Origin of the sequence: Thauera sp. WB-2 (genome assembly GCF_027594845.1) — a bacterium.
GTDB lineage: Bacteria > Pseudomonadota > Gammaproteobacteria > Burkholderiales > Rhodocyclaceae > Thauera > Thauera mechernichensis.
In genome coordinates, this window is the sequence record NZ_CP088935.1 from 2,168,419 (window position 1) to 2,185,108 (window position 16,690).

16 protein-coding genes are annotated in these 16,690 nt (G+C 65.5%); 10 read left to right on the forward strand and 6 right to left on the reverse strand.

Translation table 11 applies throughout. The features are described 5' to 3' along the window. Nucleotides 1–53: 53 nt before the first annotated feature. From LQF09_RS09880 to LQF09_RS09890, 3 genes are all read right to left on the reverse strand, one after another. Complete coding sequence (locus LQF09_RS09880; RefSeq protein ID WP_270067876.1) at nucleotides 54–2,258, reverse strand: TRAP transporter permease; 2,205 nt, start codon at nucleotides 2,256–2,258, stop codon at nucleotides 54–56. Between the two features lie 96 nt (nucleotides 2,259–2,354). Then, nucleotides 2,355–3,338, reverse strand: coding sequence for a TAXI family TRAP transporter solute-binding subunit (locus LQF09_RS09885; protein WP_270067877.1), 984 nt, complete (start codon nucleotides 3,336–3,338; stop codon nucleotides 2,355–2,357). Nucleotides 3,339–3,494: 156 nt separating this feature from the next. After that, nucleotides 3,495–4,526, reverse strand: coding sequence for an LLM class flavin-dependent oxidoreductase (locus tag LQF09_RS09890; RefSeq protein WP_270067878.1), 1,032 nt, complete (start codon nucleotides 4,524–4,526; stop codon nucleotides 3,495–3,497). Nucleotides 4,527–4,572: 46 nt separating this feature from the next. On the opposite strand from LQF09_RS09890, the gene LQF09_RS09895 reads away from it, so the two are divergent. The 5 genes from LQF09_RS09895 to LQF09_RS09915 all read left to right on the forward strand — a co-directional run bounded on the left by LQF09_RS09895 (nucleotide 4,573) and on the right by LQF09_RS09915 (nucleotide 8,725). Then, complete coding sequence (locus LQF09_RS09895; RefSeq protein WP_270067879.1) at nucleotides 4,573–5,478, forward strand: ATP-grasp domain-containing protein; 906 nt, start codon at nucleotides 4,573–4,575, stop codon at nucleotides 5,476–5,478. Nucleotides 5,479–5,576: 98 nt separating this feature from the next. Then, a complete protein-coding gene (locus tag LQF09_RS09900; RefSeq protein ID WP_270067880.1) occupies nucleotides 5,577–6,368 on the forward strand; it encodes an ABC transporter substrate-binding protein in 792 nt (263 codons plus the stop codon). Nucleotides 6,369–6,521: 153 nt separating this feature from the next. Further along, the gene (locus LQF09_RS09905) at nucleotides 6,522–7,208 is read left to right on the forward strand and encodes an ABC transporter permease (protein WP_270067881.1); all 687 of its coding nucleotides are present in this window, start codon (nucleotides 6,522–6,524) and stop codon (nucleotides 7,206–7,208) included. Continuing rightward, the gene (locus tag LQF09_RS09910; RefSeq protein WP_270067882.1) at nucleotides 7,205–7,930 is read left to right on the forward strand and encodes an ABC transporter permease; all 726 of its coding nucleotides are present in this window, start codon (nucleotides 7,205–7,207) and stop codon (nucleotides 7,928–7,930) included. Before LQF09_RS09905 ends, LQF09_RS09910 begins: the two co-directional genes overlap by 4 nt. A 30-nt stretch (nucleotides 7,931–7,960) precedes the next feature. Beyond that, the gene (locus tag LQF09_RS09915) at nucleotides 7,961–8,725 is read left to right on the forward strand and encodes an ABC transporter ATP-binding protein (protein WP_002942371.1); all 765 of its coding nucleotides are present in this window, start codon (nucleotides 7,961–7,963) and stop codon (nucleotides 8,723–8,725) included. On the opposite strand, the gene LQF09_RS09920 is transcribed toward LQF09_RS09915, so the two are convergent. Next, nucleotides 8,718–9,848, reverse strand: a complete 1,131-nt coding sequence (locus tag LQF09_RS09920) for an MFS transporter (protein WP_270069874.1) — start codon at nucleotides 9,846–9,848, stop codon at nucleotides 8,718–8,720. The genes LQF09_RS09915 and LQF09_RS09920 overlap by 8 nt on opposite strands. Nucleotides 9,849–10,074: 226 nt before the next feature. Here LQF09_RS09920 and LQF09_RS09925 point away from each other — a divergent pair, with 226 nt between their 5' ends. Beyond that, nucleotides 10,075–10,992 carry a LysR substrate-binding domain-containing protein gene (locus tag LQF09_RS09925; protein ID WP_270067883.1) on the forward strand — a complete coding sequence of 306 codons (918 nt, stop codon included), beginning with the start codon at nucleotides 10,075–10,077 and terminating at the stop codon, nucleotides 10,990–10,992. Here the strand turns inward: LQF09_RS09925 and LQF09_RS09930 are convergent. Next, nucleotides 10,971–11,960 carry an HpcH/HpaI aldolase/citrate lyase family protein gene (locus LQF09_RS09930; RefSeq protein WP_270067884.1) on the reverse strand — a complete coding sequence of 330 codons (990 nt, stop codon included), beginning with the start codon at nucleotides 11,958–11,960 and terminating at the stop codon, nucleotides 10,971–10,973. The two genes, LQF09_RS09925 and LQF09_RS09930, sit on opposite strands and share 22 nt — an antisense overlap. Before the next feature lie 147 nt (nucleotides 11,961–12,107). Continuing rightward, nucleotides 12,108–13,097 carry a malate dehydrogenase gene (locus LQF09_RS09935; RefSeq protein WP_002924935.1) on the reverse strand — a complete coding sequence of 330 codons (990 nt, stop codon included), beginning with the start codon at nucleotides 13,095–13,097 and terminating at the stop codon, nucleotides 12,108–12,110. Nucleotides 13,098–13,321: 224 nt separating this feature from the next. On the opposite strand from LQF09_RS09935, the gene LQF09_RS09940 reads away from it, so the two are divergent. The 4 genes from LQF09_RS09940 (at nucleotide 13,322) to sdhA (ending at nucleotide 16,676) form a co-directional block, all read left to right on the forward strand. Further along, the gene (locus LQF09_RS09940; protein ID WP_002924937.1) at nucleotides 13,322–14,050 is read left to right on the forward strand and encodes a GntR family transcriptional regulator; all 729 of its coding nucleotides are present in this window, start codon (nucleotides 13,322–13,324) and stop codon (nucleotides 14,048–14,050) included. A 99-nt stretch (nucleotides 14,051–14,149) separates the two neighbouring features. Beyond that, nucleotides 14,150–14,539 (forward strand): succinate dehydrogenase, cytochrome b556 subunit, encoded by a 390-nt coding sequence (gene sdhC, locus LQF09_RS09945; RefSeq protein WP_002924940.1) that lies wholly within the window; start codon nucleotides 14,150–14,152, stop codon nucleotides 14,537–14,539. Further along, nucleotides 14,533–14,880, forward strand: coding sequence for a succinate dehydrogenase, hydrophobic membrane anchor protein (gene sdhD, locus LQF09_RS09950; protein WP_002924942.1), 348 nt, complete (start codon nucleotides 14,533–14,535; stop codon nucleotides 14,878–14,880). Before sdhC ends, sdhD begins: the two co-directional genes overlap by 7 nt. A 2-nt stretch (nucleotides 14,881–14,882) precedes the next feature. Beyond that, complete coding sequence (gene sdhA, locus LQF09_RS09955; RefSeq protein ID WP_002942396.1) at nucleotides 14,883–16,676, forward strand: succinate dehydrogenase flavoprotein subunit; 1,794 nt, start codon at nucleotides 14,883–14,885, stop codon at nucleotides 16,674–16,676. Nucleotides 16,677–16,690: the final 14 nt, after the last annotated feature.

Sequence of the window (16,690 nt, forward strand, 5' to 3'; positions counted from 1 at the left end):
ACTCCTGTCGTGAGGGCGGGCGGCCCGCGTACTGTGCAGCCGCCCGCAGGGGGTCAGTCCAGGCCCTTGGCCGTGTTTGCCGGGTTGACGAACTTGCGCTGGAAGGCGAATACCACGCCTGCAGCAGCCAGGCCGATGAGGTCGGAGGCGAGGCCGCCTGCGATCATCGCCAACGCTGCCAGGATAAGCACAACACGCAGCGCCAGGTTGACCAGGCCGAAGAACCAGCCCTGGATGCCCGAGGCGAGCAGGTAGATGCCGAAGGCCGCGGTGACGAAGGCGTGCAGGTTCTCGTGCCAGGCGCCCTGCATGAGCAGTGGTGCGGTGTAGAAGAACATGAACGGTACCACGAAGGCGGCAAGGCCGAACTTGAAGCTCTCGACGCTGGTCTTCATCGGGTCCGACTGCGCAATGGCGGCACCGGCGTAGGCGGCGAGCGCGACCGGCGGCGTGATGGCCGACATGACTGCGTAGTAGAAGATGAAGAAGTGCGCTGTCAGTGGCTCGATGCCGAGCTGGATCAGGCCCGGGGCGATGACGCTGGCGGCCACCGCGTAGGCAGCCGTTGTCGGCATGCCCATGCCCAGGATGATCGACACGCACATCGCGAAGAACAGCGCCACCAGCTGACTCTGGCCGGCGAGCTCGAGCAGCATCGACGAGAAGCGGGTGCCGATGCCGGTGAGCGCAATGACGCCGACGATGACACCCGCTGCGGCGCACACGGCGACGAGCTGCAGCGACATGCGGGCGGCGATCTCGAAGGCATAGAGGATCTCCTTCACGCCCATGCGGAAGGGCGTGAACCAGCTCACCACCGCGGCGGCGGCCATGGCCAGCGTGCCGGCGCGGATCACCGAGTAGCCCATGAAGAGGGCGCCGATCAGGGTGAAGATGGGAATGAACAGGAAGGCCTGGCGGGCGAGCTTGCCGAACTCGGGCAGGTCTTCGCGCGGCAGGCCGCGCATGCCCTTCTTCAGCGCTTCCTTGTCGACCATGAAGTAGATCGACAGGAAATACAGCACGGCGGGAATGAGGGCCGCGATGACGATGTCCGAGTACGCGATACCCGTGATCTCGGCCATGATGAAGGCGCCGGCGCCCATGATCGGCGGCAGGATCTGGCCGCCAGAGGAGGCGGCTGCCTCGACCGAGGCCGCCGTCTGCGGCGTATAGCCGACGCGCTTCATCAGCGGGATGGTGAGCGAACCGGTGGATACGACGTTGCCTGCCGAGGTGCCGTTGATGGTGCCCATCAGTGCCGACGAGAACACCGCCACCTTGGCCGGCCCGCCGCGCGCACCGCCTGCGGCAGCGAAGGCGAAGTTCACGAAGTACTCGCCCACGCGGCTGGCCTGCAGAAAGGCTGCGAAGGTGATGAACAGAATGATGTAGGTGGACGAGATCGCCGTGGTCGGGCCCAGGATGCCGTTGTCGGTGTAGATGAAGGCGAAGAAGCGCGCCGGGGCATAACCCTTGTGCTCGAGCACGCCGGGGAGCCAGGGGCCGACGAAGCCGTAGAGGATGAACACGGCGACGATCGCGACCAGGGCAAGGCCGGCGAGGCGGCGGGTCATCTCCAGGATGAGCAGAATGCCGGCGATCGAGGCAAACATGTCATTGAAGTGGGGGAAGACCTGGGCGCGGATTCGCAGGAACTCGGCGTGCGAGATGATGTATGCACCGACCGTGATCGCGGCGACGGCCATCAGCACGTCGGGCAGGGCGACGCGGTCGCGGGCGTGGGTGGGTGAAACCCATGAGGCGATCAGCGCAAGCGTGGTGCCGCCGAGCAGGGGGTAGCCGAAGGTCCACAGCATCGCATCCTTGGGGGCGCCGGTCTTGACCAGTTCGCCAGAGGTGATGGCGAGCATGATCTGGCCCAGGGCGATCAGGATCATCACCGCGGCAGGCAGCAGCAACGCCCACTCGAGCGGACTGAGCGCCTTTTTGCCGGCAGGTTCGGCCGGGAACGCACGACCCGAAAAATAGATGAAGCCGAGCGCCAGGCCAGCGGCGACGTGGGTCAGGCGGAACACCCAGGTCTCGAGCGGGTAGAAGTTCATCACCCCGATGTGGAACGCGGTGTACAGGATGCAGAGGGCGGCAAAGACCCATGCAAGCTTGCCGGTGAATACGCGCTGGTTGGCGACGACGACTTCGGCGTCGACGCCCGCTGCGATGTTGTCCTTGTCGCGAATCTCGAAGTCGCTGGCTGGACGGGCCGTGTTCGCCGGTTGCGGCGCTTGGCTGTTCATTGGGAGTCCTCCCGGTGCTGTTCTCGTTGGGATAGGGTCAAAAAAAGGGCCAGAGTCGCGGCATCGCGTTGCTCTGGCCCTTTGTCAGCGCAGGCTTCAGTCCTTGAGCTTGGCCGGGAGCGTGATGCCCTTCTCTTCGTAATAGCGCACGGCACCCGGGTGGTAGGGCAGGAAGCCGTTCTTGTCGACGTTCTCGAGCAGGGTCTCGGAGGCCGCGCTATGGATCTGCATCATGCGCGGATTGTTCTCCATCACCAGCTTGGTGATCTCGTAGGCGAGGCTGGCGGGCATGTCCTTGTGCGCCGTGGCGAAGTTCCACATGGCCACGGTGTTCTGGTCATAGTCGTGCCCGGAGTAGGTGCCGGCCTTGATCGTCAGCGCGGAAACCTCGGGGTGCTTGTCGAGGATCTTCGGCAGTTCGGTGTCATTGAAACCGAACATCACCACCTTGGCTTCGGCTGCGAGCTGGCTGAAGGCCGAGATCGGGATACCCGCGGCGAAGCAGAAGGCGTCGAGCAGGCCGTCCTGCAGCTGGCCGGCGGCGTCGGATGCGCCCGAGTTGGACTGCCGCGGCTTGACATCGAGGGTCGCCATGAAGCGCGGCCAGTAGGTGCCCGGGGTGCCGCCCGCGGGGCCGACGCTCACGCGCTTGCCGTTGAGGTCGCTCACCGCCTTGATGCCGGAACTGGCCAAGGCGATGCACTGGAAGGGCGTCTGGTACATCGGGAACAGGGCGCGGACATCAGTATGCGGCAGGCCGGGTGCGAGTTCGCTCTTGCCGTTCCAGGCGTCGTACATCGGGCCCATGGTGACCAGGCCGATGCCGTGCTCCTTCATCTGCACCAGGGTGGCGTTCTGCACCGGGCCGCCGGTCACTTCGCCGCTGGCGGTGATGCCGAACGTCTCGCCGATGTAGGCGGCGAGGCCGTTGCCATACACGAAGTAGGTACCGCCCTGGCTCGCCGTGCCCACCGTGAGGGCGCGCGGCCAACCGGTACGGTCCTGGGCGATGGCCGCTCCTGCGCTGACGAGTGTGGCGCCGGCAACGACGGCTGCGATGGTTTTGACGAATCCTTTCATACCTGTCTCCTGGTCAAGTGGAATGGCCTTGCCGCACGAAGTGTTCGGTCGGCAGGTCAGACATCGCCCGGGCGGGCGAGCGCTGGTCGTGCGCCTCGCTTTGCTGCAAGGTCGCGGTCAGCTTGATGACAGGTTAGGCGCTCGGTCCGCCGCCGCCTATTGTGGATATCGCGTAAGGGCTGCGCGCAGGCCCCACGCCTTCGCAATCTGCGCGTAGGAGTCGAGTCGGGCCTGGTGGTCGAAGATCTGCCCGGCGAGAATCAGTTCGTTGGCGCCGGTGCGTTCGACCAGGCGTGCGAGCGTATCGCGTACGCTGGCGGGGGAGCCGACTGCGGTGCACGCCAGGGATTGGTCGGCAAAGGCAAGTTCGGCGGTCGACCACTCGCATTCGTTGAAGGCGTCCGGGGGCGGCAAGGGGCCGCGCAGGCCGCGCGCCATGGCGGCGAAGCGCAGCCGCAGCGAACGTAGCAGATGCTGCGCCTGCTCGTCGGTGTCGGCGGCGATGGCATTGGCAGCGACGATGACGTAGGGCGCTGCCAGCGCCTCCGAGGGCTGGAAGCGGTTGCGATAGAGCTCGACTGCTTCCATGAGCATGCGCGGGGCAAAGTGCGACGCGAAGCCGAAAGGCAGGCCGAAGTGGGCGGCGAGCTCTGCGCTGTAGAGGCTGGAGCCGAGCAGCCAGATCGGGACGTCGAGGCCAACCCCCGGTACGGCCATCACGGCTTGACCCGGGCGTGGTGGCTGGAAGTAGCTGCGTAATTCGAGCACGTCCTGCGGGAAGCTGTTGTCGCTGTCCATGAGGTTGCGGCGCAGCGCGTGCGCGGTGATCTGGTCGGTGCCGGGCGCACGCCCGAGGCCGAGGTCGATGCGGCCGGGGAACAGGGACTCGAGCGTGCCGAACTGCTCTGCGATGACGAGCGGCGCATGGTTCGGCAGCATGATGCCACCGGCGCCGACGCGGATGCGGGTGGTCGCTGCGGCGACGTGACCGATGACCACCGCAGTTGCGGCGCTCGCGACGCCAGTCATGTTGTGGTGTTCGGCCAGCCAGTAGCGGGTGTAGCCGCAGCTGTCGGCGAGCTGCGCCAGTTCGCGGGTGTTGCGCAGCGCATCGGTCGCGCTGCTGCCGAGCGGGATGGGGGCGAGGTCCAGGATCGACAGCGGAACCGGTGGGGCGCTCGGGTACATGGCGGCTTGCTAGAATCGCGGCCTTCCATTACGCCACAGGCCCGACATGATTACCAGTAAGCCCGATATCGTGATCCTGACTGAAGACCGCTACGCGGTGATTGACGATACGGATTGGTATCAGGGCCAGATCGCGCGTGAGGAAGCCCTGCTCGAGGCTGCCCTGCGCAGGCAGGGTCTGGGCGTGGTGCGGCGCTCGTGGTCGGATCCCGGCATGGACTGGTCGGCGTGTCGGGCGGCGGTGTTCCGCTCGACCTGGGACTATTTCGACCGCTTCGACGCCTTCATGCCCTGGCTGGAGCAGGTGTCGGCCCGGACCCGCTTGATCAACGATGCCGAACTGATCCGCTGGAACGTCGACAAGCGCTACCTGGGCGATCTTGCAGGCCGTGGGATCGATATCGTGCCGACCCGATTCGTGACGCGTGGCGAGGACCTCAGCCTCGCCGAGGTGATGGCGGAGCAGGGTTGGGAGCAAGCCGTGTTCAAGCCGGTGGTGTCGGGCGCGGCACGGCTCACCCATCGTGTCGATCGTAGCGAGGCCGGTGCTCATGAGGGCCTCTTCGCGCGCTGCGTCGCCAACGAGGCGATGATGGTGCAGCGCTTCGAGGACGGCATCCTCGCCGATGGCGAAGTCTCGGTGGTGGTCATCGGCGGCGGCGTCACCCATGCAGTGCGCAAGACTGCACGCGCGGGCGATTTCCGCGTGCAGGACGATCATGGTGGGAGCGTGCATGCACATGAGCCAAGTGCGAGCGAGCGTGCCTTTGCGGAGGCCGTGGTCGCCGCCTGTCCTCAGTTGCCGGCCTACGCACGTGTCGATTTCGTGCGCAGCATCGATGGCGGGTTCCGGTTGATGGAAGTCGAGCTGGTTGAGCCGGAGCTGTTCTTCCGCTTCCACCCGCCCGCAGCCGAGCGCCTGGCGGCACTGATCGGTGAAATTCTGATTTGAATCAAGAAGATTGCTGCGGTGCACTAACACGAATCCCGGTAACGAATGCGTGCTTAGCGGTTAGAATGCGCGCCTTTCAAGCTTCCAGAGGTTTCACCATGATCCGCCGCACGCTGATGTTCGCCGCCCTGGCGCTCGCCACCCAGGCCGCGGTTGCCAAGGACTGGGACACCATCCGCTTCGCCACCGAGGGGGCTTACCCCCCGTTCAACACGGTCGACACCGCGGGCGCGGTACAGGGCTTCGATGTCGACATCGCCAACGCCTTGTGCGAGGAGTTGAAGGCCAGGTGCACCTGGGTCAAGCAGGAGTGGGACGGCATGATCCCGGCGCTGCTCAGCCGCAAGTTCGACGCCATCTCCGCTTCGATGTCGATCACCGAGGAGCGCAAGAAGCGGGTCGACTTCACCGACAAGTACTACGCCACCCCGCTTGGGCTGGTGGCGCGCAAGGACAGTGGGCTGCTGCCGACTCTGGAGTCGCTCAAGGGCAAGCGCATCGGTGTGCAGCGCGGCACGGTGGCGGACAACTTTGCCTCGCGCTTCTGGGCCAGCCAAGGCGTCACCGTGGTGCGCTACGCGCGTCAGGAAGAGGCCTATCTCGATCTCGCTGCGGGCCGCATCGATGCCAGCTGGGTCGATGCACTGATGGCCGACGGAGGCTTCCTTCAGCAGCCTGCGGGGGCGGACTATGCCTTCGGTGGCGGCCTGTACCACGGCAGCAATGAGGCCGAGAAGGGGGTCATCGGCGAGGGTGTCGGTATTGCGCTGCGCAAGCAGGATGCGGTGCTCAAGGACAAGCTCAACCAGGCCCTGGCAGCGATCCGCGCCAACGGCAAGTACGACGAGATCCGCAAGAAGTACTTCGAGTACGACATCTACGGCGATTGACCCAGATCCACGGCGACTGTGCGGGCGCTTGCCCGCGCCCCGCCAGCGGCCGTCTCGGGCCGGGGCTGACAGTCTGACATGGGTGGTCGCAGGGCCACCTTCACTTTCTGGCCGCAGGGCGGCGTCCGTGAGGGCGCTGCGGCGGCACAACCGATGCTTCACGGATACCTTCCTTCCCTGCTGGACGGCGCTTGGGTGACGCTGTGCGTGGCAGTGTTCTCGCTGCTGCTGGCGCTCGCGCTGGGCCTGCTCGGTGCCTCTTCACGGCTGTCGCCGCATGCGCTGCTGCGGCTGCCGGCGACCGTCTATACCACCGTCGTGCGCGGCATTCCCGACCTGGTGATGATGCTGTTGATCTTCTACGGCGGCCAGGTGGCGATCAATGCGATGACCGACGCGCTCGGCCTGGGCTATGTCGACATCAACCCCTTCGTGGCCGGCGTGGTGACGTTGGGCTTCATCTTCGGTGCCTACTTCACCGAGACCTTCCGTGGTGCCTTCATGGCGGTGCCTGCCGGCCAGCTTGAGGCCGGGCGCGCCTACGGCATGAGCCGCTGGCAGATCTTCCACCGCATCCTGTTCCCGCAGATGCTTCGCCATGCGCTGCCGGGGCTGGGCAACAACTGGCAGGTGATGCAGAAGAGCACGGCGCTGGTGTCGATCATCGGCCTGTCCGACATCACCTGGCTGGCCGACCAGGCTGGGCGCACCACCCATGAGCCCTTCCTGTTCTACATGGTGGTGTGCCTGTTCTACCTTGCGATGACGGCGCTCTCCGGGCTGTTGTTCGGCTGGCTTGAGCGGCGCTATTCGGTCGGTGTGCGGAGGGCTGCGGCATGATCGAATGGAGCCTGTTCGTCGACAGCTGGCCCTCGTACGCGGCGGGGCTGTGGGTGACGCTGCAGCTGACCGTGCTGTCGCTGGGCGCAGGCCTGGTGCTGGCGATCCCGCTGGCGGTGGGGCGGGTGTCGCCGCGGCGCTGGGTGGCCCTGCCGGTGTGGGCTTACACTTACTTCTTCCGTGGCACGCCGATGCTGGTGCAGCTGCTGCTGATGTACTACGGCATGGGCCAGTTCGAGTGGGTGCAGGCGCAGTGGGCGGACGGTAGCCACTTCTGGCTCATCTTCCGCGAACCCTACGGCTGCGCGCTGGTGACCTTTGCGCTCAACACCGCGGCCTACACCACCGAGATCCTCGCCGGCGCGCTGCGTGCGACGCCGCACGGGGAGATCGAGGCGGCGCGCGCCTGCGGCATGTCGCGCCCGACCATGCTGCGCCGCATCCTGCTGCCGGGGGCCCTGCGGCGCGCGTTGCCGGCCTACAGCAACGAGGTGATCTTCATGCTGCACGGCACGGCGATCGCCTCCACGGTGACGCTGGTCGACCTGACCGGTGCGGCGCGCAACGCCTACTCCCAATTCTTCGCACCCTTCGAAGCCTTCGTCTTCGCGGGCCTGATCTACCTGTGCATCACCTTTGCGCTGGTCGGCCTGTTTCGTGTCGCCGAGCGGCGCTGGCTTGCGCACCTGCAGCCGCGCAAAGCGGTGCGCAAGGCGGCCTGAAGGGCCCTGAGGGCAAACGGAACTTCATCCATGACACAACTGAGCGTCGAAGACCTTCACAAGCGCTATGGCGACCACGAGGTGCTCAAGGGCGTCTCGCTGGCGGCCGAATCCGGCGACGTGATCAGCATCATCGGCTCGTCCGGTTCGGGCAAGAGCACCTTCCTGCGCTGCATCAACTTCCTCGAGCAGCCCGACGCCGGTCGCATCAGCGTGGCGGGCGAGGAGATCCGCCTGGTACCTGGCAAGGACGGCCATCTGCGCGTGGCCGATGCCCGCCAGTTGCAGCGCTTGCGCACGCGCCTGGCGATGGTCTTCCAGCATTTCAACCTGTGGGCGCACATGACTGTGCTCGAGAACGTGGTCGAGGCTCCCATCCATGTGCTGGGGGTGTCGAGGAAGGAGGCCCACGAGCGCGCCATGGCCTACCTCGACAAGGTGGGAATCAGCCGCTTCAAGGACAGCTATCCGGCGCACCTGTCGGGCGGTCAGCAGCAGCGCGTGGCGATCGCCCGTGCGCTGGCGATGGAGCCGGCGGTGCTTTTGTTCGACGAGCCGACTTCGGCGCTCGACCCCGAACTGGTGGGCGAGGTGCTGAAGGTGATGCGCGGCCTTGCCGAAGAGGGGCGCACCATGGTCGTGGTGACGCACGAGATGGGCTTCGCGCGCGAGGTGTCGAACAAGGTGATGTTCCTGCACCAGGGCTTGGCCGAGGAGAGCGGCGCGCCCGCCGACGTCTTCGGCCAGCCCCGCAGCGAGCGTCTGCGCCAGTTCCTGTCGGGCAACCTCAAGTAGGCAGGCGACGCAGGTAAAGTGCAACGGCGCCGGTCGCCAGCACACAGGCACCCAGCAGCAGTGCGAGGCCGGGCCAGTGACCGGCGCCCCAGGCCGTGCCGGCGACAGTGCCGATGACGCTGGCGCCGAGGTAGTAGCTCGACAGGTAGAGTGCTGAACCGAGCGCCCGCCGCTCGCCTGCACGCTTGCCCACCCAGCCGCTGGCGAGCGCGTGGGCGGCGAAGAATCCGAAGGTGAATACGCCCACGCCGGTGATGATCAGTGCCAGTGGTTGGGCGAGCGTCAGCGCCAGGCCCAGGCCCATCACCACCACCATGATCCACAACACCTTGTGCCGGCCGTGACGGTCCGCCAGGCGGGCGCTCAGCGTCGACGCCCAGGTGCCGACCAGATAAAGCAGGAAGATCGCGCCGATGGCGGTCTGGCCCAGCAGGTAGGGCGCTTCGAGCAGCCGGAAGCCGAGGAAGTTGTAGAGCCCGACGAAGGCGCCCATGGCCAGGAAGGCCACCAGGAAAAGCGCCGGCAGGCCCGGGTCGCGATAGATGGCGAGCGCGTCGCGCAGGATGCGTGCAGGTGTTGCTGCGCGTGGCTGGAAGTGGTGCGAGGGCGGCAGGCGACGCCAGAACAGGACCGCAGAGGCGAGGCCAAGCACGCCGATAACGGCCAGCGCCACCCGCCAGGAGCTCCAGTCGGTGATCAGCGCTGCAATGAAGCGTCCGCTCATGCCGCCCAGCGCATTGCCGGCGATGTAAAGGCCCATCGCCCGCGCCTGCGCGTTGGGGGCGATCTCTTCACCGATGTAGGCCATGGCTGCTGCCGGCAAGCCAGCGATGACAGCGCCGAGCAGGGCGCGCAGCACCAGTAGCGAGCCGAAGTCGGGGGCGATCGCCGTCGCGCAGGCCAGGACCGCCGCGATTCCGAGCGCGACCATCATGACCTGCCGGCGGCCGATGCGGTCGGCGAGCACGCTGCCCGGGATCAGCATCAGGGCCAGCCCGGCCGCAGCGGCAGACACCGTGAGACTGGCGCTGGCTGCACCGATGCCGAATTCGTCCGCCAGCAGGGGGAGCAAGGGCTGGGGGCCGTACACCATGGCGAAGGTGGCAAAGCCGCCGACGAACATGGCCAAGTTGGCGCGCCGATAGCCTGGCGTGCCGGCTTCAAGGGGCGCGGGCAATGTGGATGCCGGGATGGCGGCGCCGGCGGTCGGAGCGGGCAATGGCATGGCGCTTGGAGGTGGCATGTGCAGGCAGGCGGGGAGGGTGGTGAACTGCCTGATGATCTTAGGTTGCCGTCGGACTCTTGGTCCAATATATTTGAAAGGCTTCATTCATATATGGATCAGATCAATGGAGCTGAGGCACCTGCGCTACTTCCTTGCCGTGGCGGATGAACTCAACTTCACCCGCGCCGCGGCACGCCTGCATATCGGCCAACCGCCGTTGTCGATGCAGATCCGCGATCTCGAGGACGAGTTGGGCGTGCGCTTGTTCGAGCGCAATGCTCGCCGCGTGGCGTTGACGCCGGCTGGCAAGTGCCTGCAGGAGCACGCAGAGCGGATCATGGCGGGTGTGCAGGAGGCGGTGGCGCAGACCCAGCGCGTGGCGCGCGGTGAGGCCGGTGAGCTGCGGGTGGGGTTTACTTCGTCGCTGCCCTTCACCGATCTGCTGCCCGATGCGCTGCATGCCTACCGCAAGCGCTATCCCGCGGTACGGCTTCAGCTACGCGAGATGTTCACGCCCGACCAGTTTGGTGCGCTCGGCCGTGACGAGCTCGACGTCGGTTTCGTACGCCTGCAGGGGACTCGTGCGCCGGAGGGGATCCGGATACGGGAGATCGCGCGCAATCCGCTGCGCGTGGTGGTCAATGTTGCGCACAGGCTCGCCAGCGCCGGCTCGGTGTCGTTTGCAGACCTGCACGACGAGGACTTCATCGCCTTCCCGGCCGACGTTGGTACCGATCTGCCCGCCGTGCTGCGTGGCCTGTGCCGCCAGGCCGGCTTCGAGCCGCGCATCGTGCAGGTCGCACGCGAGGCGACGACGCAGATCGGCCTGGTCGCCGCCGGCTTGGGTATTGCCGTTCTGCCTGCGCCGCTCGAAACGGTGCGCATGCCACGTGTACGCTACCTCGCGCTGACCGATCCGGAGGCGGAGTTCAGGCTTGCAGTGGCCACGGCCGAGTCGGCGCAGGGGGCTTTGCTGGCGGGCTTTCTTGCGGTCGTGGATGAGCTTTCGGGCGCAGATGGTCAGGCACCGAAGAAGCGCTGACGGACCTCATGCGGCAACTCCACGCCAGTATGGCGGGCACGCTGCAGCAGCTCCCAGTAGTAGCGGTAGGAGGCGCGGTCGTGCAGGCGGCCCTTGTGCTGGATCGGACCCCACGCGGTGTCCTGTGCGGAGACGAGAATCTCGACCGCCTCCTCGACCTCGGTGAAGTCGGGTTGCATCGCGGCGACGATCGGCAGGATCTGGTTGGGATGGATGCTCCACATGCGCAGGTAGCCAAATTCGCGGCGGGCGCGGTCGGCGTCGTGGCGTATCACCGCCACGTCCCGCAACTCGGTGGTGACGTTGTGCGAGGGTACGACGCCGTTGGCCAGGGCTGCAGCGGCGATGTCGGCCTTGGCACGCACGATGAGCGGGTGCTCGAACTGGCCCGGACTCTTCATCGCACTGCCCGGGATGGCGCCGTGGTGGCCCGAGACGAAGTCCATGAGGCCGAAGTCGAGAGACTCGACGCCTTCGAGTGCGGCGATCTCCCAGGCCTCGCGCAAGGCGCCGTGGGTTTCGATGAGCACGTGCACCGGCAGCGCACGCGCCAGGCTGCAGGCCGCTTCGACGCGGCGCAGTTCGTTGATCTGTGTGGCGGCGTCGGCCACGGAGCGTACCTTGGGGAGGGTGACGAAAGCGAGGCGGTGCCCGGCGCCACCGACCAGGATCTCGAGGTCGCGCTGCCAGTGCGGATGGGTGATGTCATGGATGCGCGCGCCGACCCGGCCGAAGTGGTTCTCGGCGCCATTGACGATCTCCACGACCATGTGGGCGTGTTCGGCTTCGGCGCCGGCGGCGGCGCCGTCCTCGCAGTCGCAGGTGATGTCGAACACCGGGCCGAGTTCCTGTTGTAGCTTCAAGGCCTTGAGCATCAGCTTCTCGGCGCCGGCGTAGTGGTCGACGGCGGGAAGGGCAGGGAAGGGCTTTTCACCGGCAAACAGAACTTGGGCGGGGTGAAGCGACATGTCGGGCTCCTCGGGTGGGTGTGGCTCGTCCGCCACGGTGCGATGCAGCGCACGGCAGGCCCCCATGGGGCCCGGAGAAAAAGAAAAGGCCACGGATTTTACCCCGTGGCCTGTCGCAAGGGCGGCACGCGGCCGCCCGCGCGCAGCTTACTTCAGCATGTCGGCAACGGCCGCGCGCTCGTCCTCGAGTTCCTTGAGGGTGATGGCGATCTTGCCTTGGGAGTACTCGTCGATTTCCAGGCCCTGGATGATCTTGAACTGGCCATCCTTGCACTCGCAGGGGAAGCCGAACACGACGCCTTCGGGAATGCCGTAGGAGCCGTCCGAGGGCACGCCCATGGTGACCCAGTCGCTGGAACCCAGCACCCAGTCGCGCACGTGGTCGATGGCGGCGTTCGCGGCCGAAGCAGCCGACGACAGGCCACGGGCCTCGATGATGGCAGCGCCGCGCTTGCCGACGGTGGGCAGGAACACGTCGTTGTTCCAGGCGTGGTCATTGATCAGCGCCTTGACGCTGTCACCGTTCGACTCGCAGAAGCGGTAGTCGGCGTACATGGAGGGCGAGTGGTTGCCCCACACCACCATCTTCTTGAGCGACGACACTTCACGGCCGGACTTGGCGGCGAGCTGCGACAGCGCGCGGTTGTGGTCCAGGCGCAGCATGCCGTGGTAGTTGTTCGGGTTGGTGCGGCCGACCTTGATGGCGGCGGCGCGAGCGATGTAGGCGTTGGTGTTGCAGGGGTTGCCCACGACCAGCACGCGAACGTCTTCCTTGGCGTTTTCAGCGATGGCCTTGCCCTGGACGGTAAAGATGGCACCGTTGGCGGTCAGCAGGTCGGCGCGCTCCATGCCGGGACCACGCGGACGGGCGCCGACGAGCAGGCAGACGTCAGCATCCTTGAAGGCGACGTTCGGGTCGTCGGTGGCGATCATGCCGGCCAGCAGCGGGAAGGCGCAGTCTTCCAGCTCCATCATGACGCCCTTGACTGCCTTCTGTGCCTGGGGCAGGTCGAGCAGTTGCAGGATGACGGGCTGGTCCTTGCCCAGCATCTCGCCGCTGGCGATGCGGAACAGCAGGCTGTAGCCGATCTGGCCGGCGGCGCCGGTGACAGCGACGCGCATGGGGGCTTTGCTCATGTGGATACTCCCTCAAGTAAGACGGTCTAGGTTGTCCTGGATTGCTGCCCGGCGCCTGCAGTGCGCATGCTGACCACAAGCGTCCGCACCCCGAATGACAGGGGTCGAAACGAGCGCGGGGATACTAATGCGAACGGGCTGTGCTGTCAAATGTCGTTTTATATCTTATATAAGACATAAGACATGCTATGGACTGCATTTTAATTTTGTGATCAAATGCGCGCATGTCACATGAGGCGCCCACCTTCAGTCCGCTTTACCGTCAGATCAAGGCCCTGATTCTACAGGCTCTTGAGGCAGGCGAGTGGCGTCCTGGTCAGGCCATTCCAAGCGAGCAGGAGCTTGCCGCCCGGTTCAGTGTGTCGCAGGGTACCGTGCGCAAGGCGATCGATGAGATGGCGGCGGACAACCTGCTGGTGCGCAAACAGGGCAAGGGTACCTATGTCGCATCGCACAACGATCCGCGCGCGCTGTTCAGGTTCTTGCGCCTCGTGCCGAATGACGGCGATCTCTCTCCGCCGCAGAGTGTGCCGCTTGATTGCTGGCGCGCGAAGGCAGGGCAGGAGGCCTCGCGCATGCTCGGCATCGAGCCCGGTGCGCCGATCATCATCGTGCGCCGTTTGCTCAAGTTCGCGACCCGGCCTGTCGTCATCGACGAAATCTATCTCCCCGGCGAGGTTTTTCAAGGGCTGACGGCCGAGGTGCTGCAGGGATGGAACAGTTCGCTGTACAGCCTGTTCGAGACTCGTTTCGGTTTGCGCATGATTCGCGCCCAGGAGCGCATTCGAGCCGTTGCGGCTGACCGCGGGGCGAGCGAGGCGCTCAAGGTGGCCGAAGGGACGCCGCTGCTTTCGGTAGAGCGTGTCACCTACACCTATGGCGACAAGCCGGTCGAATGGCGGCGTGGTTTGTATTCGACGGCCGACCATTATTATCTGAATGAACTGAATTGAACGCGCCGGACATGAAATGTCGGCGTCGGGCAGGGCTATAATTATGTGTTTTTTCGGAGTCAGCGACGGCCGTCGTCGCACATGCAGAGGGGAGTCTTCATGTCAGAAGTGACAGTGCGCAAACCGAGGCCGAAGCATCTGGCCTTGAATCAGATCCGGCTGCCATTGCCGGGAATCGTCTCGATCCTTCACCGGGTCAGTGGTGCAGGCTTGTTCCTGCTGTTGCCCTTCCTGCTTTATCTGCTCGATCGCAGCCTGGGTTCCGCGCAGACCTTCGAGACCTTTAGTGCTGTGGTTGGCAATCCGCTCGTCAAGTTGCTGCTGCTCGGTCTGCTGTGGGCCTATCTGCATCACTTTTGCGCCGGCATCCGCTTCCTGCTGCTCGACATGCACAAGGGAACCGAGCTTGCCGCGGCGCGCAAGTCCTCGCAGATCGTTCTTGCAGTCAGCATTGCGCTGACCCTCATCATCGGGGTGAAACTATGGTGAAACGTCAACCCGTCGGCGCGCATTACGGTCTGAAGGACTGGATCGCGCAGCGCGCAACTGCCGTGTTCATGGCGATCTACACGGTCATCTTCGCCGTCTGTGCGCTGGCCCTTCCCGAGCTCAGCTATGAGGCGTGGTCGGGCCTGTTCTCGAACGGTCTGTTCAAGTTCCTCAGCTTCCTGTTCTTCCTGTCGCTCTTCTATCACGCCTGGATCGGCGTGCGTGACATCTGGATGGACTACGTCAAGCCGACCGGTGTGCGCCTGGCGCTGCATCTCGTCACCCTCTTCCTGCTCGTCGGCTACGCCGGCTGGGCTGCCCAGATCCTGTGGAGGCTCTAAGCGTGAACGTCGCTAAGCGTACCTTTGATGCAGTCATCGTCGGCGCGGGTGGCGCCGGCCTGCGTGCGGCCCTGCAGTTGTCCGAAGCCGGCCTCAAGACCGCCGTGTTGACCAAGGTTTTCCCGACTCGCTCGCACACCGTGGCGGCGCAGGGTGGAGTGGCAGCCTCGCTCGGCAACTCCACCGAGGACAACTGGCACTGGCACATGTACGACACCGTGAAGGGGTCGGACTGGCTGGGTGACCAGGATGCCATCGAGTTCATGTGCAAGAAGGCCAACGAGGTCGTCATCGAACTCGAGCACTACGGCATGCCCTTCGATCGTACCGACAACGGCAAGATCTACCAGCGTCCGTTCGGTGGCCACTCGATGAACTACGGTCAGGCACCCGTGATGCGCTCCTGTGCAGCGGCCGACCGTACCGGCCACGCCATGCTGCATGCGCTCTATCAGCGCAACGTGCGTGCCAACACCCAGTTCTTCGTCGAGTGGATGGCGCTCGACCTGATTCGCGATGCTGACGGCGACGTGCTCGGTGTCACCGCAATGGAGATGGAAACTGGCGAGGTCTCGATCTTCCACGCCAAAGCCACCGTGTTCGCCACGGGCGGTGCCGGCCGTATCTACTACTCCTCCACCAATGCCTTCATCAACACCGGTGACGGCGTGGGCATGGCGGCGCGCGCCGGTATCCCGCTCGAAGACATGGAGTTCTGGCAGTTCCACCCGACCGGCGTGGCCGGCGCGGGCGTGCTGATCACCGAGGGTGTGCGCGGCGAAGGCGGCATCCTGCGCAACGCTTCGGGCGAGCGCTTCATGGAGCGCTATGCGCCCAACCTGAAGGACCTTGCCTCCCGTGACGTGGTGTCACGCGCGATGACGACCGAGATCAACGAGGGCCGTGGTTGCGGCCCCGACAAGGATCACGTGCTCCTCGACATCACGCACCTGTCGCCCGATACCATCATGAAGCGCCTGCCTGGCATCCGCGAGATTGCGATCCAGTTCGCCGGCGTGGATCCGATCAAGGCGCCGATCCCGGTCGTGCCGACCTGCCACTACCAGATGGGCGGCATCCCGACCAACTACAAGGGTCAGGTCGTGGTGCCCAAGGACGGCAACCCGAACAGCCCGGTGGCCGGCTTCTACGCTGCAGGCGAGTGCGCCTGCGCCTCGGTGCACGGCGCCAACCGCCTCGGTACCAACTCGCTGCTCGACCTGCTCGTTTTCGGCAAGTCGGCGGGCGAGACCGTGGTCGAGGACTTCCAGTCGGGTCAGCTCAAGCTCAAGCCGCTGCCGGCCGACGCGGCCGACGTGTCGCTGGCACGACTGGCTCGACTCGACGGCCAGACCAAGGGCGAGAGCGTGTTCGACGTGGGCCTGGAAATGCGTCGCACCATGCAGAAGCATGCCGGCGTTTTCCGTTTCGACGCCTTGCTCAAGGAAGGTGTGCAGAAGATCGGCGAGGTTGCAGAGCGTGCCAAGCGTACCGAGATCTCGGACAAGTCCAAGGTCTGGAACGTGGCGCGCATGGAGGCGCTCGAGCTCGACAACCTCATCGAGGTCGCCCGTGCCACCATGGTTTCGGCCGAGGCTCGCAAGGAGTCGCGCGGTGCCCACGTGCGCGATGATGCGCCCGATACGCCGGAGAATCCGAACGGCCGTGACGATGCCAACTGGCTCAAGCACACCCTGTGGTACAGCGAAGGCAACCGTCTTGACTACAAGCCGGTCAACCTGAAGCCGCTGTCCGACGACGTCGAGCCGATCGCGCTCGCCAAGCGCACTTACTGAGCGCCCGGGAGAAA

What these genes read in the sequence shown, in the direction of transcription:
- LQF09_RS09880 (WP_270067876.1), bottom strand. Translation starts at nt 2,258, where the DNA reads ATGAACAGCCAAGCGCCGCAACCGGCGAACACGGCCCGTCCAGCCAGC.
- LQF09_RS09885 (WP_270067877.1), bottom strand. Translation starts at nt 3,338, where the DNA reads ATGAAAGGATTCGTCAAAACCATCGCAGCCGTCGTTGCCGGCGCCACA.
- LQF09_RS09890 (WP_270067878.1), bottom strand. Translation starts at nt 4,526, where the DNA reads ATGTACCCGAGCGCCCCACCGGTTCCGCTGTCGATCCTGGACCTCGCC.
- LQF09_RS09895 (WP_270067879.1), top strand. Translation starts at nt 4,573, where the DNA reads ATGATTACCAGTAAGCCCGATATCGTGATCCTGACTGAAGACCGCTAC.
- LQF09_RS09900 (WP_270067880.1), top strand. Translation starts at nt 5,577, where the DNA reads ATGATCCGCCGCACGCTGATGTTCGCCGCCCTGGCGCTCGCCACCCAG.
- LQF09_RS09905 (WP_270067881.1), top strand. Translation starts at nt 6,522, where the DNA reads ATGCTTCACGGATACCTTCCTTCCCTGCTGGACGGCGCTTGGGTGACG.
- LQF09_RS09910 (WP_270067882.1), top strand. Translation starts at nt 7,205, where the DNA reads ATGATCGAATGGAGCCTGTTCGTCGACAGCTGGCCCTCGTACGCGGCG.
- LQF09_RS09915 (WP_002942371.1), top strand. Translation starts at nt 7,961, where the DNA reads ATGACACAACTGAGCGTCGAAGACCTTCACAAGCGCTATGGCGACCAC.
- LQF09_RS09920 (WP_270069874.1), bottom strand. Translation starts at nt 9,848, where the DNA reads ATGTTCGTCGGCGGCTTTGCCACCTTCGCCATGGTGTACGGCCCCCAG.
- LQF09_RS09925 (WP_270067883.1), top strand. Translation starts at nt 10,075, where the DNA reads ATGGAGCTGAGGCACCTGCGCTACTTCCTTGCCGTGGCGGATGAACTC.
- LQF09_RS09930 (WP_270067884.1), bottom strand. Translation starts at nt 11,960, where the DNA reads ATGTCGCTTCACCCCGCCCAAGTTCTGTTTGCCGGTGAAAAGCCCTTC.
- LQF09_RS09935 (WP_002924935.1), bottom strand. Translation starts at nt 13,097, where the DNA reads ATGAGCAAAGCCCCCATGCGCGTCGCTGTCACCGGCGCCGCCGGCCAG.
- LQF09_RS09940 (WP_002924937.1), top strand. Translation starts at nt 13,322, where the DNA reads ATGTCACATGAGGCGCCCACCTTCAGTCCGCTTTACCGTCAGATCAAG.
- sdhC (WP_002924940.1), top strand. Translation starts at nt 14,150, where the DNA reads ATGTCAGAAGTGACAGTGCGCAAACCGAGGCCGAAGCATCTGGCCTTG.
- sdhD (WP_002924942.1), top strand. Translation starts at nt 14,533, where the DNA reads ATGGTGAAACGTCAACCCGTCGGCGCGCATTACGGTCTGAAGGACTGG.